Origin of the sequence: Pseudomonas sp. TAE6080, from assembly GCF_018732265.1 — a bacterium.
GTDB lineage: Bacteria > Pseudomonadota > Gammaproteobacteria > Pseudomonadales > Pseudomonadaceae > Aquipseudomonas > Aquipseudomonas brenneri.
On record NZ_JAHIDY010000003.1, the window covers coordinates 210,324 to 227,859 of the forward strand.

The window sequence follows — 17,536 nt, forward strand, 5'->3', positions numbered from 1 at the left end:
ATCCAGGCCACCTCAAGCAGGTCCGATAGCCTCTATGTGGCGGTCATTGGCAAAAGTGTTCCGTGTTGTAAAAAGAAAGTTCATGGCGCCCAAGGGAACCTGGCTCGCTCGATAAGGCCTGATGTGCAAGGATGTCGCGCCGGACATCGTTCGCTGAACGCAAAACCAAGGATTTTCATGACTGCCATTCCCACCCCTACGCCTGTGGTTCCAGGACGCCTGGAACAAATGTCGACCCGGATCGCGTTTTTTATTGCAGGCTTCGGTATTGCTGCCTGGGCCCCCTTGGTCCCCTATGCCAAGGCTCGCGCACAACTCAACGAAGGTACGCTGGGCCTGTTGCTGTTGTGCCTGGGCGTGGGGTCCATAATCGCCATGCCGGTAGCCGGCGCGCTGGCGTCACGCTATGGCTGCCGACGCGTGCTCAGCGCCGGGACGATCCTGCTTTGCGTGGCCTTGCCAATGCTGGCCACGGTCAGTTCGATTCCGTTGCTGATGGCGGGATTGTTTCTGTTTGGTGCAGGCCTTGGCACGGTGGACTCCACCGTCAACCTGCAGGCGGTGATCGTTGAACGAGCCAGTGGCAAAACCATGATGTCGGGCTTCCACGGGCTGTTCAGCCTGGGAGGGATTGTCGGGGCGGCGGGTGTCAGCGCGTTGCTGGGTTTGGGGCTCTCACCGCTTTCAGCCACCCTGGTGGTCATCGTGATTACGCTGGCCGCACTGCTCAAGGCAGCCCCGCACTTGCTGCCCTACGGCAGTGAAAGCCGCGGCCCAGCCTTCGCCATCCCCCACGGGGTGGTGCTGTTTATCGGCTGCCTGTGTTTTATCGTGTTCCTGGCAGAAGGTGCCGTGCTCGACTGGAGCGCCGTGTTCCTCAGTGACGAACGCGGCCTCGATGAAGCCTATGCGGGCCTGGGTTATGCGGCGTTTGCCTTGACCATGACCATCGGACGCCTGACCGGTGATGCCATTGTTCGTCGCCTGGGTGCCACCCGGGTGATCGTGATCGGTGGTGCGCTGGCCACCGCCGGCATGCTGCTGGCCACGCTGCTTCCCGCGTGGGAAACCGCACTGCTGGGCTATGCACTGGTAGGTGCCGGCTGCTCGAATATCGTGCCGGTGCTGTACACCGCTGTCGGCAAGCAAAAGGTCATGCCGGAGCATATTGCGGTGCCCGCCATTACCACACTGGGTTATGCGGGTATTCTCGCAGGCCCCGCGCTGATCGGCTTTATCGCCCACGGCAGCAGCTTGAGCGTGGCCTTTGTGTTGATCGCCGTGCTCCTGCTGGGCGTAGCGATCAGTGGGAAAATACTGCGAGTGTGATGACCCGGGGCACTACAGGTTCTTGTTGTTTTCAAGCCAGCCGTCAAGGTCTTTGTTGCTCAACCATCCCTTCTGGTAATGACTGCCGTAAATACGTCGCCAGCCAGAATGGATACGCTCCAGTGAGTTCAATAACCTGGGACGGTCCACCAGGTTTTTTGACATGTACACCAGTTGCTCGCTGTACATCTTTTTCGGCAACCCCGTGGCGGGGTCTCGAATAACCACGCCCTCCTTGTCCATTTCGTCCGGGTCCCTGCTGATTGAGACAAGCCTCTCGATCTGCACATAGCCGACGCTCTCAAAAAAGCTTGTGCGGTCCCTGGACCTGTCACGCAGTTCATCAAATGCCGCCCTGAACGCCTGCACCAGCTCGACATTGGTCTTGGCGTGAAAGGGGTCCGAGCTGAAGGCATTCGGGTCGCTGTTGCCAAATACGCCCTCTACGGCCCTCGACAGACTTTGCCGCGTTATAAAACCCTTCTCATCGAGGATTGCGTCGATCAACCGTGGGCGCAGGACAAGGGCTCTGGCCAGCAGGATGGCGTTATTGAGCGCCGGTGTATCAGTCATTTTTTCACTGGCGATTCGCTGCAGCGACGACAGTTTCAATCCTTCATTTTTCATGAAAGTTTTCCAGCGCGGAAAAATGATCACCCAGCGCCTTCACTAGCTGGCTATCCGGCAGTTGGGTATAGGGGTTCACATGTGTTGCACGCGCCGGTGGCGTGTTTTTCAGCTCCTGATGATGCTGCGTGATCTCGTCAGCCGTGGCCCATCGCAAGGGGCGCCGGAAGCCTGAAGATCGAATCGTGCTGGGCAAAGGTTGATTGTCAACCTGCCACCCACGCGGCGTGTTCTCGCTTGAAACAGCATGAGCTTTCTGTTGTGCGTCATCCGGTATCGCATCATGGCGGCTCGTGATATCGGGCCGCAGCAGAGGTACCCCACCGTCAATTGCCATGTTTCATTTCCACCTTTACTAGATCCATACTCAGACCGGCCACCACCGTCACTGCAAGAGTGGCTTCCAACAAGCGCAAAGTATGTGGCCTACCACCCGCAATGGTTCCGGGGTAGCCGATCATTTTCGATGACTGCATGTAAACAACGAGCAGGGCCTGGGCGCAGATTCAGTCAGGCTCTCGGGACGACAACGTTCCCGACCTGGCCCCCCCCAGCAAGGCTTTTATAGCGCTGATCAGCCCCGTTGTGACACCTGCGCCAGCCTCCATTGTGGCGCCTGGAGCAACGGGGAGTCGGTAGGGCAGCATGCCCTTGGCAAAGTCGTCCGCCGCCGGGGCCTTGAATGTGTATTGACCGGAAAAATTCTTGAATTGCTGAACTTCGGCACCGTCCTTGCCAGGCACATCCTGACTCTGGACGCCGATAGGTGGCACAAGAAGGGATTGCGGCAGGCCGGGAGTTTGAGTTCCAAACGACGTTGAAGTCATGTCAACACCCTCTCTTTGAGTAAAACCGGCGGCGTCATAAAGGCCGCCAGATACACGTTATGTGGCAACCCACTGAAAACAGTTCCTGATCATTGGAGTGGCAGGCGATGAGCGGATGCGGGCAGTATCAGCCGGCCCTGTCATCTAGAAATTGGGAATCCGGGGCGAACCGGGAAACACCGCGAAAGACTTGCGGCACTTCCCGGCTCTGTACTCCCGGTGCAATGCCAGCGGTCTAACGGGACAGCTTCTTCAACGCTTGCTTGCTGATCCTGCCGTCATAGTCGGGGCCAGCAGTATTGTCCATTTGTTGCAGCAGGTTGGAGCGGTTGGAGACCTCCCTTGCCAGTTGGGTGAGTTGATCCCTGTAAGAGTTACCCGTCAGCGGGCGCTGGGCCTTGGCATCGAGATCGGCGAACTTGATATCTTTGTCCCAGAAGCTTCCTTTCAACTGATTGAAGTTCTTAAGCATGTCCTTGGCGAGTTGTTCGTCGTCCTTGAACTTCAACGGGTTGTCGGAGCGTATGACGTCATAGATGTTTTGCCGGGTAAGCTGAGCATCCAGCCCACCCGTACGACCGTCGCGGTCAAGCGCTTTGAGAAGGTCCGGACGTTTCATGATTTCCCTCGCCAGCCGGGTGTCCTGATCCTTGTTCGGGTAGCCTGTCAGAGGGCTTTCAGCCTTGGTTTTCAAACCTTGTGGCGTAATATACGACGGGTTTTTCGGATCGTTGAATGCCTTGAAGTTGTCCAGCAGTTGCTGGGCCAACTGATCATGGCTGCGTTTTGAATAGATCGGATCAGGCTGCTGGGGAAAAGGCCTTGGCGGCGGGCTCCCATGGTGCGGAGGCCTGCCCCCCCGAGTTGCATCGCTCTGCACACCAGCAAACACAGGCCCCAACTTAGTCTCTGGCCCGCCGAAACTAGGCCCCTTGGAGGCTGGTCCGGTGGCCGGCGCTGCAGCGCCCGTGGTGCTGGCCTTTGCTTCGGCCCCGTGACGCGTGGCGTCATTAGGTAGGTTGACGATAGGCTGATTGAACGCAGGTACCGACATAATGTTCTCCAGTGCGGCTTGTTGACACGATGTACCTCACCGTCCAAAGCACCCCGGCGATAAGCTGATCGCGGGATGCCCGTGCACAGTGGGCTAATTGTGTCTGTGGCAGGCCTGTGGAGTTCGGTTCCTGAAAGCGATGAAAATCGCTTAAAAAAGGTAGGACGGGTACCAGAACAACCCTTCAACATCGACAGAAGGATCGTAAGAGGCAAGAGCAACACCAGGAGGAAAAGCGCATTGACGCGTGTCAGCATCAATGCCCTCATCAAAAGACAAAGCGCCGCCGCCCCGATCCCCCTCAGGACAGGCGACGATCCCCGTCAGAAACCCACGCTCGCCTGTACAAAGAACGTGCGCGGCTCGCCCAGGTAAATCCCGGAGTTGTTATCGCTGGAACGGGTGTAGTGCTGCTGGTCGAACAGGTTTTTGACCCCCACGCCCAACTTCAGGTTCGACAGTTGGGCGCCAAAGTCATAGCCACTGCGCACGTTGACGGAAACATACCCCGGGATATCACCGTATTGCCCGTCAGCGGTCGGCTGCGTGATATAGGTGCTGGTGGTACCGGGTGCCCGTTGGCCGGACTGAGCATACGCGTCAAGGTTATGGGTCCAGTGGTTGACGGCATAACGCAGCCCCAGTGTCGCCACTTGCCGGGAATACAACGGCAGGTCACGGCCCTTGAACGCCACGTCACCTTCGGCGGTCGCCTTGGTGTAGGTGAAGCCGGCGTTGGCGGTCAACCCCTCCAGGCGCGGGTCGAGGTTGGACAGATCGTAGTGGGCCGAGGTTTCGATACCGGTGTGCTTGGTGGCGCCCAGGTTGGTCCAACCCACGTCATTGCTGACGTACTGCAACTCGTCGGAGAAGTCGATATAGAACAACGTCACTTCGCCACCCCAGACATCATCGTTGTAGCGGGTGCCGATCTCGTAGGTCTTGGCCTTTTCCGGTTCCAGGCCATTGGCCGTCTGGTCGCCGTTACCGCCCTGGCCCAACTGGAAATATTGCAGGCTGCCGAAGGACGTTTCGTAGTTGGCAAACAGTTTCCAGGCATCGGAGACGTGGTACATCACGCTCAGGGCCGGCAACGGTTCGTTGTTCTTGACCTCGCGACGTTTCTCCTGGGTACGGGTGCCGTTCAAGCCCACCACCGGCCGGTCATGCCATTCGGTGCGGATGCTCTCAAAGCGGATGCCTGGCGTGATCGTCCACTTGCCGACGTCGATCTTGTCGTCAATGTAGAACGCATTGGCCTCGGTGCCACCGGTACGGTCCTGATAGACATGGCCGTCATTCTGGCCGACCGGGGTGGGCACGTTGTTGACCAGTCGCAGGTTGCTGGCCTGTTCGTGCATCCCCTCTTTCAGGTAGCGGTAGCCGACGCTGACTTCCTGGCTGGTCGGACCCAGGTCAAACACATGGGACACCCGTGGCTCGATGCCAAACGTGTAGTAGGTGCGTGGAAAGGAACCGAGGGTCACTTGGTCACGACTGGCGATGTTGCTGCCGCGAAAGCTGTCGGAATAGTACGTCAGCACTTCGGCCTGGGTACGGTCGTCGATCTGGCGGATGTACTTGAACGAGACATCCTTGCGCCGTCCGCTGAAGTTGTCCCAATCGCGCACCGATTGATAAGGATTGGCGTCGAACTGCTTCTGGGTCAGGCCGCCGGGCATGTCGGCGCTGGCGTCGTAGTAGTGGAAATTGAGGGTGAAATCATCTTGATCGGTCGGCGCCCAGTGGGTCTTGAGGATCACATCGTCGATATCGTTGCCGCTGTTGCTGTCGCGGTACCCGTTGCCATTGACCCCGGAATACAGCAACGCCATGCCAATGCCATTGTCCGCGGTGCCACCGATAAAGGCATTGTCGACATGTTTCCAACCCCCGTGGGACGAGGTTTGCAGGGTGGTGCCGACTTCACCGGAAAAAGTCTCGGGAATCGCCCGGGTCACGAAGTTGATCACCCCACCGACGTTCTGCGGTCCATAACGCACGGAGCCGGCGCCACGTACCACGTCGATACTCTCCAGGTTGCCGGCTGAGATCGGCGCCATCGACAACTGTGGCTGACCGTAGGGCGCGAAGGCAGCGGGAACACCGTCAATCAATACCGTGGAGCGCGGTGACAAGCGCGACGTCAGGCCACGTACTCCGACGTTGAGGGAAATATCGCTGCCGCCGGTACCGTTGGACTCCTGCACCTGCACACCGGGCACCCGGCGCAGCACATCACCGACGTTCATCGCGCCCTGCTCCACCATGGCTTCGCGACGGATCACGGTTCGTGCGCCAGGGTGGTTCTGCACCACTTCGGCATTGGCATCGCCCAGCCAGTCGCCCACCACCTTGATATCGGTCGCACCGAGCTCCAGGGGGGAACCGGCTTCACCGGTACCATTGGCCTGAGGATGCAGGGTCACTGAACCCGAGTCGATCTGATAGTCCAGGCCACTGCCTTGCAACAACTGGCGCAGGGCCTGTTCCGGCGACAGGTTGCCATCGACGGCCGGGGCTTGTTTGCCGGCCACCATCTGCGGGCTGAAAAACACTTGCAGCGCGGTTTGCTGACCCAGTTGGCTCAAAGCCGCACCAAGGGACTGGGCCTTGATATGAATGGCATCGTCAGCAAAAGCCGCTGGCATTGCGGCACTAACCGCCAAGGCCAGGGCCAGGGGGGCCCAGCGGGAGGTTTTATTGTTGTTCGCAGCGAGTTTTTTCACGTCGTACCTAGTCCGGTGATGCCAAGAGAGCGCGGCTGTTAATGCAAACCAGTTGCAGTTGGACAAGAAGACGAAGAACTCGAAAAAAACCTGAACCTAGCGCGAAATTATTTCCTGACTACCGTCAGGCAGCGTGCGCAAGGCCACCGGCAGAATGTGCGGCAAGGCCTTGAGCAAGGCATCGGTGTCGTTGGCCTTGAACACGCTGGTCAGGCGCAATTCACTGGCTGACGCACTGACCCGCAGCGGTTTTTCACGGTAACGCGAGACTTCCCGGGCCACTTCGCCGAGGCTGGCGTTGTTGAATATCAGCTTGCCGGTACGCCAGGCCGTCAGTTCCTGCGGGTTGACCGCATAGGCCGCCGCCACCGCGCCCTGGCTATCGACTGCGGTACCCAGGCCGGCCGTCAGTGTGACCACCGGCTGCGCCGCATGCCCTTGCACCTTGACCGTCCCCGACTCGACTACCACCCGGGTCTGGTCGTCATCTCGACGCACGTCAAAGCGAGTCCCGGTGACCGTCACCTGCCCGGCACCGGCCTGCACCACAAACGGCCGACTGGTGTCATGTTCGACGCTGAACATCGCTTCGCCCTGCTTGAGCTCGATACCGCGCCGTCCCTTTTCGTAATGCACCACCACCACACTGCGGCTGTTCAGATCCATCAGCGAACCATCAGGCAGCGCCACCTGGCGACGTTCCCCCAATACGGTGCTGAATTGAGCGTCATAGGCCGCCGGATGATCCAGGCCGCTGAACAGCCCAAGGCCAACGGCCACCGCCAATACACTGGCCGCCATGGCATATCGCACGACCGAGCGCCGCTTGTGTACGGCCGGCTCATCACACAGCGCCTGCAAACGGCCCTTGGGCAGCAGATCGGTGGCGTTCCACAGCCCTTGCAGTACCTCGAATTCATACTGGTGTTCAGGATGTTCCCTGCACCAGTCATCGAAAAGACGCTGGTCTTCGACACTCACCGGGCTGTCCTGCAAACGCACGAACCACTGCGCCGCCTCGTCACGCACCGTTACGCTGCCACAGGCACACTCACGGGTATCCATCATGGAAGATCCTGTTTCAAAGCGGGCATTAGTCATGGTGCCAGCGCGTCCAGGCGGTCACGCAGATGCCGCAGGGTGCGGATCATATACTTTTCCACCATGTTTTTAGAAAGCCCCAGGCGCTCGGCGATTTCCTGCTGGGTCAGGCCCTCGATCTTTTGCCAGATGAAGATCTTGCGGCAATTGAGGGGCAACTCCGCCAGGGCTCGCTCGATGGAGTCTGCGAGCTGGAACGCGTGCATGAAATGCTCCGGGTCGCCATTAGGCGACGTACTCTGATCAAAGGCTTGCAGCTCCATTGCCCCGCGACGATCTTCGCGACGATAGGCATCCACCGCAATATTGCGCGCCGTCTGGTGCAAATAGGCACGCGGCTGTTCGACCAGCGCCGACTTGGACTCCAGGACCCGCACAAACGTATCGTGGGCCAGGTCCTCGGCCTGCTGTCGATTGCGCAGGCGCCGCGTCCACGTCCCGACCAACTCTTCGTAGTACGCGAAAAAGCCTGGTCTGCGGGGCGGCTGGGGAGTCATCGGGATGCACTGGGTAGGCGGGGCGTGAATAGTAATGCTTCCTATTAAGTGGAGCAATTGCTTCCCGTCGCCAATCCAGTCTCTAGACCAACCGCTTGATCTGCTTATGCCGCCACACCAACCGGTAATACGCGGTCTGCAACCCGAGCATCACCAGGTAGGTCACCGGAAACGCCATCCACACCCCTTCCAGGCCAAAGCGCGCATTGAGCAGATACGCCACCGGCAACTCCACGCCCAGCACGCAGAAGATCGAGATCGCCACCGGCATCAGCACCACGCCACTGGCGCGCATGATGCCGCCAATCACCGCCTGGAAGCCAAACACCAGAATGCTCCAGAGCATGATGTGCAGCAGGTGTTCGGCCTGGACCCGCGCCTGGTCATCGGTGATGAACAGTCCTAGTAGCCAGTGGGACAAAGCGTAGCCGAGCAGGATCAGGCCACCCGTCAGGCACAGGTTGATGGCAAGCCCGGTGCGCAGGATCGGGCCGATGCGTTCCAGGCGTCCGGCGCCAATGGCCTGGGCGCCGAGGATCGAGGCGGTGATGGCAATCGACAGCGCCGGGAACTGTACGTAGTTGACGATCTGCGTCACCGCACCGTACGCCGCCGTCGCCTGGGAGCCGTGGCTATTGACCAGCGCCAGGATGACCAGCTCCGACAGGGACAGCACCACCATCTGCAACCCCGTGGGCAGGCCGATGCGCAGGACCTTGCCGAGGACCGCCCGGTCCAGGCGCAAGGCTGCCAGCAACGCGCGATCCGGCGCCATCACATGCTTTTTATGGCGCAGGCGCAGCACCAGAAACAGCATCGCCACGGCGTTGGCCACCAACCCTGCATAGGCCGCACTCTGGATGCCCATGGGCGGCAACCCCAGCCACCCGCGGATCAGCGCCGGGGTCAGTAACAGGCCGACCACCGTCGAGACCATCAACGCCAATAACGGCGAAATCGTATCGCTCACACCCCGCAGCAGTTGGGTATAGAGAATGAACACCAGCAGCAGCGGCATGATCAGCATCATCACCTGGGCATAGCCGACGGCTTCGTCCAGCACATCCAGCGGCGTGCCCAGCGCTTGCATGGCCCCACGCGCAAACAGGCTGCCGAGCACGGCCGCAATCACCCCGATCAATGCGCCCAGGGTCAGCGTTGCACCGGTGATGACCTTGACCAGCGCGGTCTCCCGCGCCCCCCAAGCCTGGCCAATCAGCACCGAAGCGCCCGCCCCCAGGCCAATCACCAACGCGATGAAAAAGAACACAATGGGAAACATCCCCGACACCGCCGCCAGCGCCTGGGTGCCAAGCATCTGCCCGACATAGATGCCATTGAGAGTGCCGGAAAAGCTCTGGAGGAAGTTGGACAGCACCATCGGCGCAAGAAAGAACAGGTAGACCTGCCACAGCGGGCGTTGCACAGGACTTTGCATGAAAAACGGGGCCTTTGGAGTACACAGCGACCGAGGGGTTATAGCGTATTGGATCCGATCTTGCTGTGTTTTAAATCACGCCCCCGCGAACACCCTCTAACCCAGCATTTCCCGAAGCCTGTACCACAACATGCCCAGTGCCAGTAATGGCGAGCGCAATGCCTTGCCACCGGGGAAGGTCATATGTGGCACCCGGCTGAAGGTATCCAGGCCCGGGCTGACGCCTGCGTGAATAGCTTCGGCCAGCAAACGCGCGCACCAGTGGGTGACGTTCAACCCGTGTCCCGAATAGCCTTGGGCGTAGAACACGTTGGGGTACTGCTGTAACCGGCCGACCTGGGGGAAACGATTGGCAGTAATACCAATCTTGCCGCCCCATTGGAACGCGATGGTGGTGTCGGCCAACTGCGGGAAGACCTTGAGCATCTTCGGCCGCATATAAGCGGCGATGTCCACCGGGTCACGCCCCGAGTAATGGCAGGCGCCACCGAACAGCAGCCGCCGGTCTGCCGAAAGCCGGTAGTAATCCAGGCCGACTTTCTGGTCGCACAATGCCAGGTTTTGCGGGATCAACTGGTTGGCCATCTCATCGGATAACGGCTCGGTGGCGATGATGTAGCTGCCAGCAGGCAACACTTTGCCACTCAAGCGCGGCTCAAGTTCTTCCAAATGCGCATTGCACGCCAAGACCAGGCTAGCGGCCCGTACGGTGCCGCTGGCAGAGCGCACCTGCACGGTCTCGCCATGGATCAATTCCAGCACCGGAGTGTGCTCGAAGATCCGCACGCCAAGGGCCTCGGCCACGCGGGCTTCGCCCAGGACCAGGTTCAGCGGATGCAAGTGGCCCGAGCCCATGTCCACCAAGCCCCCGGCGTACACCTGCGAACCAACCACCTGCGCCATATCCTGCGCCGCTATCAGTCGGGTTTCAGGCACATAACCCAAGGCGGCCAGGCTATCCTGCTCGCCCTTGAACGCGGCAAATTGCGCCGGCGTATTGGCCAATTCACAAAAACCCCAGCGCAGGTCACAGTCGATGGCGTGCTCGCGAATGCGCTCCCCCACCAACGCCACGGACTCGATCCCGGCCCGTTGCAGGTAACGCACGCCCTCCTCGCCCACATGCCGGGCAAACCCTGAGACATCATGGCCGATCCCCCGGATCAACTGCCCACCATTGCGCCCGCTGGCGCCCCAGCCAATACGCCGGGCTTCCAGCAGGATCACCGAAAGGCCGCGCTGGGCCAGTTCGATGGCCGTGTTGACCCCGGTAAACCCGCCGCCGATCACACACACATCGGCACTCAGGTCCTCGGACAATGTTGGGCGTTGCACCATGGCATTGGCCGACGCCAGGTAGTAGGAACGGGCGTGGTCTTGGGACTGATTCATCGGTTGGACTTCACTTTGCTCCAGGCACGGGTCATCACACGCATGATGGCCGGGCTGGGGGTGGTGGAAATATACAGTTTGTCGAGCACATCCTGGGGTGGGTACACCTCAGGATTGTTCACCAGTTCCGGCTCCATGAAGGCCTTTGCCGCCAGGTTGGGGTTGGCGTAGCCGACGTAGGTGCTGACCTTGGCAATCACCTCAGGGTCCAGCAGGTAGTTGATAAACGCGTGGGCTTGCTTGGGGTTGGTGGCGTCCGCAGGGATCGCCAGTAAGTCGAACCACAGGTTGCTGCCCTCCTTGGGAATCGAATAGGCGATGTTCACGCCGTTCTTGGCTTCCTTGGCGCGGTTGGCGGCCTGGAACACGTCGCCGGAATAACCGAAGGCCACGCAGATATCGCCGTTGGCCAGGTCCGAGATGTATTTGGAGGAGTGGAAATAGGTGATGTACGGGCGCAGGGTCAGCAACTTGGCTTCGGCCTTTTCGTAATCGCCGACCTTCTCGCTGCGCGGGTCCATGCCCATATAGTTGAGGATCGCCGGGAACGCCTCGTCCGCCGAGTCCAGGAATGCCACGCCACATTGCTGCAGCTTCTTCAGGTTCTCGGGCTCGAACATCACCGCCCACGAATCAATGTGGTCCACCCCCAGCACTTGCTTGACCTTATCGACGTTGTAGCCGATGCCATTGGTGCCCCACAGGTACGGCACCGAATGCGCATTGCCCGGGTCGTTCTGCTCCAGCAATTTCAGCAGTTTGGGGTCCAGGTTCTGGTAATTGGGCAACTGCGCGCGGTCCAGCTTCAAGAAGGCACCGGCCTTGACCTGGCGCGCCAGGAAGTGATTGGACGGTACCACCACGTCATACCCGGTACGCCCCGCCAGTAATTTACCCTCCAGGGTTTCGTTGGAGTCGAACACGTCGTAGACCACCTTGATCCCGGTCTTGGCCTGGAAATCGGTCAGGGTGGTCTCGCCGATGTAATCGGTCCAGTTGTAGACACTGACCGTCGGTGCGGCGTGGCTGGCGCTGCTGAATACCGCAGCCAGGGCCAGTGGGAGAAGCTGTTTGACGAGACGCATATCGACACCTTTTTTATGGTTGATGGTGGAGTCAGACGCTCAGCAACAGGAACTCACGCTCCCAGGAGCTGATCACACGCTTGAAGTTCTCGTGCTCGGCGCGTTTCACCGCGACATAGCCACGCACAAACTTGTCCCCCAGGTACTGCTTGACCGTGTCGCAGGCCTCCATTCTTGCCAGCGCATCTTCGATGGTGATCGGCAGGCGCAGGTTGCGGCGTTCATAGGCGCGGCCTTCCACCGGAGCACTCGGCTCGATCTTCTCGATCATCCCCAGGTAGCCGCACAACAGGCTGGCGGCGATGGCCAGGTACGGGTTGGCATCGGCTCCCGGCAGGCGGTTTTCCACGCGCATGGCATCGGGGCTGGAGGTCGGCACCCGCAGGCCGACAGTGCGGTTTTCTTCGCCCCACTCCACGTTGACCGGGGCCGAGGTGTCCGGCAAAAAGCGGCGGAACGAGTTGACGTTGGGTGCGAACATCGGCAGCAACATCGGAATGTATTTCTGCAAACCGCCAATGTGATGCAGGAACAGCTGGCTCATCTGCCCGTCAGCATCGACAAACACCGGCTTGCCCGTGGCAATATCCACCACGCTCTGGTGCAAGTGCATGGCGCTGCCCGGCTCGTCGGCCACAGGCTTGGCCATGAAGGTCGCGGCCACATTGTGCTTGAGCGCGGCTTCGCGCAGGGTGCGCTTGAATACGGTGATCTGGTCGGCCAGGTCCAGAGCGTCGCCGTGACGGAAGTTGATTTCCATCTGCGCCGGACCGTCTTCGTGGATCAGCGTGTCGAGGTCCAGGCCCTGGGCTTCACACCAGTCGTAGACATCTTCGAACAGCGGGTCGAACTCGTTGGCCGCGTCTATGGAGAACGACTGGCGCCCGGTCTCGGCGCGACCGGAACGACCCACTGGGGTTTTCAGCGGCAGGTCCGGGTCTTCGCAGCGCTGGGTCAGGTAGAACTCCATTTCCGGCGCAACAATCGGCTGCCAGCCCTGCTCGGTGTAGAGCTGCAGGACTTTTTTCAGCACATTGCGCGGCGACAGCTCAATGGGGTTGCCCTGCTTGTCGAAGGTGTCGTGGATCACGATGGCGGTGGGCTCGATGGCCCACGGCACCACATAGGTGGCGTTGGCCACCGGGCGACAGATCATGTCGATATCGGCCGGGTCCAGCAGGTCGTAATAGATGTCGTCGTCGACAAAGTCCCCGGTTACCGTTTGCAGCAACACACTTTCCGGCAGGCGCATGCCGCGCTCATGCAGGAACTTGTTGGTGGGCGCAATCTTGCCGCGGGCGATGCCCGTCAGGTCGCTGATCACGCATTCGACTTCGGTAATCTTGTGTTCTTTCAGCCAGGCAGACAGCTGATCGAAAGGGGCATTCATAAAGACCTCGGCATGGGTTGGGTGCTGCGCCGGCTTGTACTCCCGGTGCATTGAGGTCTATCTTGGGCCAGCCTTCAAACGGCATCTATCCACTTTGCACGAACCACAACGCACCAATAGAGTGCGCACGGATCACCCATGACACAGGCAACAGCTTTGCGCGTACAGGCCTTCACCACCGGTGATGTGGCCGCTCAATGCAGTGCGACACCCGGCTGGGTGCAGCAGTACCAGCAGATGTCCCCAGGGCATTTTGCCGGGCAGGTCCGCTACCTCGACCTGCAAGGCGTGGAAGTGTACGAAGAGCGGATGAACACGCGGATCGAGCAGAATTTCAACGCGCCTAAAGGCTCCCTGGCGTTCTGTTTCGACGGCAGTGATAACGCGCTCTACCTGCTCAATGGCGAAAGCCGCAACACCTGGATCACCCCGGAAAACTACCGTGAAGTGGCGGTGGTGTTCGGCCCGCAGTTCGTGCAACGCCATGGCCTGGACGTGGCAAAGCTCGAAGGCTTGTTCATGGCGCCATTGACCTGCCAACAAAACGCCCTGTTCAGCCGCTGGCTCAGTGGCACCCTGACGCGCTTGTCCAGCGTGATCGACCCGATCAGCCGCGACACCCTCACCCGGCAACTGCTGGACGACTGCCTGTTCATCCTCGACAACGCCTGCGTGTGTCTGGACCAGGGTTCGCTACGCCGGCGCAACGCAGAACGCAGCCTGATGGCGCGTATCGGCGAGTGGGCAGCGGATGTGCCAGACGAGACCGTCAACCTGCTGCAACTGGCGCAGATTGCCGGTGTACCGCTGCGCCAGCTGCAGCAAGGCTTCAAGACCTACACCGGGATGAGCCCGGCGCAGTGGTTGCGCCTGCGCCGGTTGAACGGTGCGCGGCGCGAGTTGTTGAGCGCAGCCCAGACCACCGTGGCCGAGGTCGCGATGAACTGGTCGTTCTGGCATTTGGGACGGTTTTCCAACAGCTACCGTGCGTTATTCAAGGAACTGCCCAGCGAAACCCGCAAACGCCACTGCTGAAATGCAATCTACTGTGAGCGGTGTTCCGACAAAAATCCCACAGGCGCCTCGGGTTGCTTTTTAGTGCTGCGTTATCGTTAATGATGTTCGCGGGCAAGCCAGCGCCTACATTTAGAAAGTGGCGCCCAGCAGTTGGCTCAAGACCGCCCGCAGCTTGCCCGGCTTGACCGGTTTGTTGAGCAACGGCGCTTCCAGGCGCTGCAACGAGCGTCGGCACTGGTCGGTGCGGTCGGCAGTGATGATCACGGCGGGAATCTTCAACGCAAAATGCGCGCGCAACTGCCTGACCACCTCGCAGCCAACCACGCCATGGTCAAGATGGTAGTCCGCCAGGATCAGCTCCGGTGCCCGGCCCTGCAACGCCTTCAAAGCACCCGCCTGATCCGTCGCAGTCACCACCTCGCAGCCCCACTGCCCCAGCAACGCGCTCATGCTTTCCAGGATGCTGACTTCGTTATCCAGCACCAACAACCGTCTCCCGGGCAGGGGGTTGCCGGTGCCGGCCTGGGGCGCTGCCTGGCCAATAGGCAACGGCATTTCAGCCGACAGCGGCACCTCGATGCTGAACATCGATCCGCGCCCCGGCCACGAACGCACCAGCACCTGGCAACCGAGGATCTTCGCGATGCGCTCGACAATCGCCAGCCCCAGCCCGACGCCCTTGCGATCTGCCGCACGGCCCACATCCAGTTGGTTGAACTCCAGGAAAATCGACTCCAGGCTGTCGGCGGCAATCCCACGGCCGGTGTCCCACACTTCCAGGCGCAAGTGATCACCCCGTCGTCGCGCGCCCAACAGGATGCACCCAGCGTCGGTATAACGGCAGGCATTGCTGAGAAAGTTACGCAGGATACGCGTGAGCAAGCGCAGGTCGGTGCGCAGTGCATAACGTCCCATATGCACGCGCAAATTCAGGCCCGCCGCTGCGGCCACCGACTCAAACTCCGAGACCAGCGGCGCCAGCAGTTCGTCGAGGCGATACAGGGCGAAATCTGGTTTTACCGCAGCCTGATCGAGGCGGGAAATATCCAGCAGGTCCGCCAGCAGATCCTCGGCGCCTTCCAGGGCCTGATGCGTGCGCTCCACCAGGACCTTTTCCACACTCGGCAAGTCCCGTTCGCGCAGGGTCGAAATCAACAGGCGCGCGGCATTGAGCGGTTGCAGCAGGTCATGGCTGGCGGCGGCCAGGTATTTGTCCTTGCTGCGGTTGGCGGCCTGCGCCGCGTCGCGGGCGTCGCGCAGGTCCTGCTCGATGCGCTCGCGCCGGGCGATCTGCTGCTGCAGGTTGCGGTTGGCGTCGAGCAATTCATCGGTGCGCGCGGCGACCCGTTGCTCCAGTTCGTCGTTGAGACGGATATAGCGTTTGCGCTCGGCCTCCAGCTCATCCAGCCGCGCTGTCAGCTCCGGATAATGGCTCTTGCGCGCCGAGTGGTCGCCCAGCCCCAGCAGCCCGGCCAACGCCCGTTGCTGATCGTCAGAGAGCTTCGCCATAGACGACCTCGACGTCACGCTGACTCGACTCCCGGGGGTTGGTCAGGATGCACGGATCATGCATGGCGTGTTGCGACAGGAACGGGATATCCGCCACCCGCACCCCGTGCAGACCGAGGGTTTCATGGAAACCAATCGCGTGCTTGAGCGCAATCAGATGCTCCACCAGCCGCCCGCAGATCTGCCGGTGATTGAGGCCTCGACAGTCGATGCCGAAGGTCTCGGCAATCACCTTGAAGCGCTCAGGCGCCGAATTGTAGTTGAACGCCACCACGTGCTCGACCAGCACCGCATTGCACAAGCCATGGGGCAGGTCGAGAAAACCGCCGAGGCTGTGGGACATGGCATGTACCGCGCCGAGAATCGCATTGGAAAATGCCAGGCCGGCCTGCATGCTGCCTAGCATGATTTTCTCGCGCAAGGCGATATCGCCGGGGTTGGCAATCATCTGCACCAGGTTGCCGTTGATCAGGCGCATGGCCTCCAGCGCATGGGGGTCGGTCAGTGGCCCGTGACCGGTGGACACAAAGGCCTCGATGGCATGCACCAACGCGTCGATGCCGGTACAGGCCGACAGGAACGGGTCCATGCTGGCCGTGGTTTCCGGGTCGATCAGCGATACATCCGGCACCACCGCCTTGCTGACGATGGAGAACTTCATGCGTTCTTGTTGGTTGGAAATAATCACGAACTGCGAGACATCGGCCGAGGTGCCGGCGGTGGTCGGGATCAGGATCAGCGGCGGGCTGGGCACGCGAATGGTGTCCACCCCTTCGAACTCAAGAATGCTGCGCCCGTGGGCAACCACAATGCCGATGGCCTTGCCGCAATCCATCGGGCTGCCACCACCGACCGCGACGATCACGTCGCAATGGTTTTCGCGGTAGACCTCGGCGCCCTGCATCACTTCTTCGACACGCGGGTTGGGCGATACGGCGGTGTACAGGCAGTAGTCGATACCCAGGGCTTGCAGGCTGGCCTCGACATCCGCGACCCAACCGGCGGCGACCACGCCAGGGTCGCTGACCACCAGGACCTTGCGCGCACCAAAGGTCTTGGCGTAATTGCCGACATTGTGCCGGGAGCCGGCACCGAAGATGATTTCCGGGGAGACGAATTTACGCAGTTGGCTGAGACTTTGGCTCATTGGTAAGCCTGTTTTTATTGTTTTTGGAAGATACGGGCCACACTAACGCATCCGCTGGCGAATGCAATCAGACCAATGGGTGGCCCGCATCCCCGCTGAATTTTCAGCGGTTGGCGAAATACATGGTCACTTCAAAGCCGATACGCAGGTCGGTGTAGGCCGGTTTGGTCCACATGGGGCAATCCTCTTGTTATGCCGGGAGAGTCCGGTGAAGGCATTAATGCATGGCTGGGCTGACAGGCGAATGCTACTTTCGAACGAGCCGGCAACCTGCAATGGTCGCGGGTGTACACCCATCAAAATGTGGGAGCTGTCGAGCCCTGGCGAGGCTGCGATAGCACATCTTCGCTGCCTGTGCCGCCGCCATCGCAGCCTCGCTAAAGCTCGACAGCTC

Annotated in this window: 16 protein-coding genes; 2 read left to right on the top strand and 14 right to left on the bottom strand. The window is 60.4% G+C overall.

All coding sequences use genetic code 11. The features are described from left to right. Window positions 1–177 precede the first annotated feature (177 nt). Window positions 178–1,329: an MFS transporter gene (locus KL786_RS04560; protein WP_215516896.1), complete on the top strand. Its 1,152-nt coding sequence runs from the start codon at window positions 178–180 to the stop codon at window positions 1,327–1,329. A gap of 12 nt (window positions 1,330–1,341) precedes the next feature. Here KL786_RS04560 and KL786_RS04565 read toward each other — a convergent pair whose 3' ends face one another. From KL786_RS04565 to KL786_RS04615, 11 genes are all read right to left on the bottom strand, one after another. Further along, a complete protein-coding gene (locus KL786_RS04565) occupies window positions 1,342–1,956 on the bottom strand; it encodes a type III secretion effector protein (RefSeq protein WP_215516897.1) in 615 nt (204 codons plus the stop codon). Continuing rightward, complete coding sequence (locus tag KL786_RS04570; RefSeq protein ID WP_215516898.1) at window positions 1,946–2,293, bottom strand: hypothetical protein; 348 nt, start codon at window positions 2,291–2,293, stop codon at window positions 1,946–1,948. The genes KL786_RS04565 and KL786_RS04570 overlap by 11 nt, the downstream gene beginning before the upstream one ends. Before the next feature lie 169 nt (window positions 2,294–2,462). Then, window positions 2,463–2,783: a hypothetical protein gene (locus tag KL786_RS04575; protein ID WP_215516918.1), complete on the bottom strand. Its 321-nt coding sequence runs from the start codon at window positions 2,781–2,783 to the stop codon at window positions 2,463–2,465. 235 nt (window positions 2,784–3,018) lie between these two features. Next, the gene (locus tag KL786_RS04580) at window positions 3,019–3,837 is read right to left on the bottom strand and encodes a hypothetical protein (RefSeq protein WP_252193593.1); all 819 of its coding nucleotides are present in this window, start codon (window positions 3,835–3,837) and stop codon (window positions 3,019–3,021) included. A gap of 323 nt (window positions 3,838–4,160) precedes the next feature. Beyond that, window positions 4,161–6,566, bottom strand: coding sequence for a TonB-dependent siderophore receptor (locus KL786_RS04585; RefSeq protein WP_215516899.1), 2,406 nt, complete (start codon window positions 6,564–6,566; stop codon window positions 4,161–4,163). A gap of 96 nt (window positions 6,567–6,662) precedes the next feature. Then, complete coding sequence (locus KL786_RS04590; RefSeq protein ID WP_215516917.1) at window positions 6,663–7,631, bottom strand: FecR family protein; 969 nt, start codon at window positions 7,629–7,631, stop codon at window positions 6,663–6,665. A 32-nt stretch (window positions 7,632–7,663) separates the two neighbouring features. Then, the gene (locus KL786_RS04595; RefSeq protein ID WP_215516900.1) at window positions 7,664–8,164 is read right to left on the bottom strand and encodes a sigma-70 family RNA polymerase sigma factor; all 501 of its coding nucleotides are present in this window, start codon (window positions 8,162–8,164) and stop codon (window positions 7,664–7,666) included. Between the two features lie 82 nt (window positions 8,165–8,246). Beyond that, window positions 8,247–9,602, bottom strand: coding sequence for an MATE family efflux transporter (locus tag KL786_RS04600; RefSeq protein ID WP_215516901.1), 1,356 nt, complete (start codon window positions 9,600–9,602; stop codon window positions 8,247–8,249). Window positions 9,603–9,698: 96 nt separating this feature from the next. Continuing rightward, complete coding sequence (locus KL786_RS04605) at window positions 9,699–10,994, bottom strand: NAD(P)/FAD-dependent oxidoreductase (RefSeq protein WP_215516902.1); 1,296 nt, start codon at window positions 10,992–10,994, stop codon at window positions 9,699–9,701. After that, a complete protein-coding gene (locus KL786_RS04610) occupies window positions 10,991–12,079 on the bottom strand; it encodes a polyamine ABC transporter substrate-binding protein (RefSeq protein ID WP_215516903.1) in 1,089 nt (362 codons plus the stop codon). Before KL786_RS04610 ends, KL786_RS04605 begins: the two co-directional genes overlap by 4 nt. Before the next feature lie 31 nt (window positions 12,080–12,110). Beyond that, window positions 12,111–13,469 carry a glutamine synthetase family protein gene (locus KL786_RS04615; protein ID WP_215516904.1) on the bottom strand — a complete coding sequence of 453 codons (1,359 nt, stop codon included), beginning with the start codon at window positions 13,467–13,469 and terminating at the stop codon, window positions 12,111–12,113. A 138-nt stretch (window positions 13,470–13,607) separates the two neighbouring features. Between KL786_RS04615 and KL786_RS04620 the strand changes: the two genes are divergently transcribed. Further along, complete coding sequence (locus tag KL786_RS04620) at window positions 13,608–14,504, top strand: helix-turn-helix domain-containing protein (protein WP_215516905.1); 897 nt, start codon at window positions 13,608–13,610, stop codon at window positions 14,502–14,504. Between the two features lie 111 nt (window positions 14,505–14,615). Here KL786_RS04620 and KL786_RS04625 read toward each other — a convergent pair whose 3' ends face one another. The 3 genes from KL786_RS04625 to pqqA form a co-directional block, all read right to left on the bottom strand. Further along, the gene (locus tag KL786_RS04625; RefSeq protein ID WP_215516906.1) at window positions 14,616–15,995 is read right to left on the bottom strand and encodes an ATP-binding response regulator; all 1,380 of its coding nucleotides are present in this window, start codon (window positions 15,993–15,995) and stop codon (window positions 14,616–14,618) included. Then, window positions 15,979–17,142: an alcohol dehydrogenase-like regulatory protein ErcA gene (gene ercA, locus KL786_RS04630; RefSeq protein WP_215516907.1), complete on the bottom strand. Its 1,164-nt coding sequence runs from the start codon at window positions 17,140–17,142 to the stop codon at window positions 15,979–15,981. Before ercA ends, KL786_RS04625 begins: the two co-directional genes overlap by 17 nt. Window positions 17,143–17,245: 103 nt before the next feature. Next, a complete protein-coding gene (pqqA, locus tag KL786_RS04635) occupies window positions 17,246–17,317 on the bottom strand; it encodes a pyrroloquinoline quinone precursor peptide PqqA (protein WP_003243383.1) in 72 nt (23 codons plus the stop codon). Window positions 17,318–17,536 lie beyond the last annotated feature (219 nt).

What these genes read in the sequence shown, in the direction of transcription:
- KL786_RS04560 (WP_215516896.1), top strand. Translation starts at nt 178, where the DNA reads ATGACTGCCATTCCCACCCCTACGCCTGTGGTTCCAGGACGCCTGGAA.
- KL786_RS04565 (WP_215516897.1), bottom strand. Translation starts at nt 1,956, where the DNA reads ATGAAAAATGAAGGATTGAAACTGTCGTCGCTGCAGCGAATCGCCAGT.
- KL786_RS04570 (WP_215516898.1), bottom strand. Translation starts at nt 2,293, where the DNA reads ATGGCAATTGACGGTGGGGTACCTCTGCTGCGGCCCGATATCACGAGC.
- KL786_RS04575 (WP_215516918.1), bottom strand. Translation starts at nt 2,783, where the DNA reads ATGACTTCAACGTCGTTTGGAACTCAAACTCCCGGCCTGCCGCAATCC.
- KL786_RS04580 (WP_252193593.1), bottom strand. Translation starts at nt 3,837, where the DNA reads ATGTCGGTACCTGCGTTCAATCAGCCTATCGTCAACCTACCTAATGAC.
- KL786_RS04590 (WP_215516917.1), bottom strand. Translation starts at nt 7,631, where the DNA reads ATGGATACCCGTGAGTGTGCCTGTGGCAGCGTAACGGTGCGTGACGAG.
- KL786_RS04595 (WP_215516900.1), bottom strand. Translation starts at nt 8,164, where the DNA reads ATGACTCCCCAGCCGCCCCGCAGACCAGGCTTTTTCGCGTACTACGAA.
- KL786_RS04600 (WP_215516901.1), bottom strand. Translation starts at nt 9,602, where the DNA reads ATGCAAAGTCCTGTGCAACGCCCGCTGTGGCAGGTCTACCTGTTCTTT.
- KL786_RS04605 (WP_215516902.1), bottom strand. Translation starts at nt 10,994, where the DNA reads ATGAATCAGTCCCAAGACCACGCCCGTTCCTACTACCTGGCGTCGGCC.
- KL786_RS04610 (WP_215516903.1), bottom strand. Translation starts at nt 12,079, where the DNA reads ATGCGTCTCGTCAAACAGCTTCTCCCACTGGCCCTGGCTGCGGTATTC.
- KL786_RS04615 (WP_215516904.1), bottom strand. Translation starts at nt 13,469, where the DNA reads ATGAATGCCCCTTTCGATCAGCTGTCTGCCTGGCTGAAAGAACACAAG.
- KL786_RS04620 (WP_215516905.1), top strand. Translation starts at nt 13,608, where the DNA reads ATGACACAGGCAACAGCTTTGCGCGTACAGGCCTTCACCACCGGTGAT.
- KL786_RS04625 (WP_215516906.1), bottom strand. Translation starts at nt 15,995, where the DNA reads ATGGCGAAGCTCTCTGACGATCAGCAACGGGCGTTGGCCGGGCTGCTG.
- ercA (WP_215516907.1), bottom strand. Translation starts at nt 17,142, where the DNA reads ATGAGCCAAAGTCTCAGCCAACTGCGTAAATTCGTCTCCCCGGAAATC.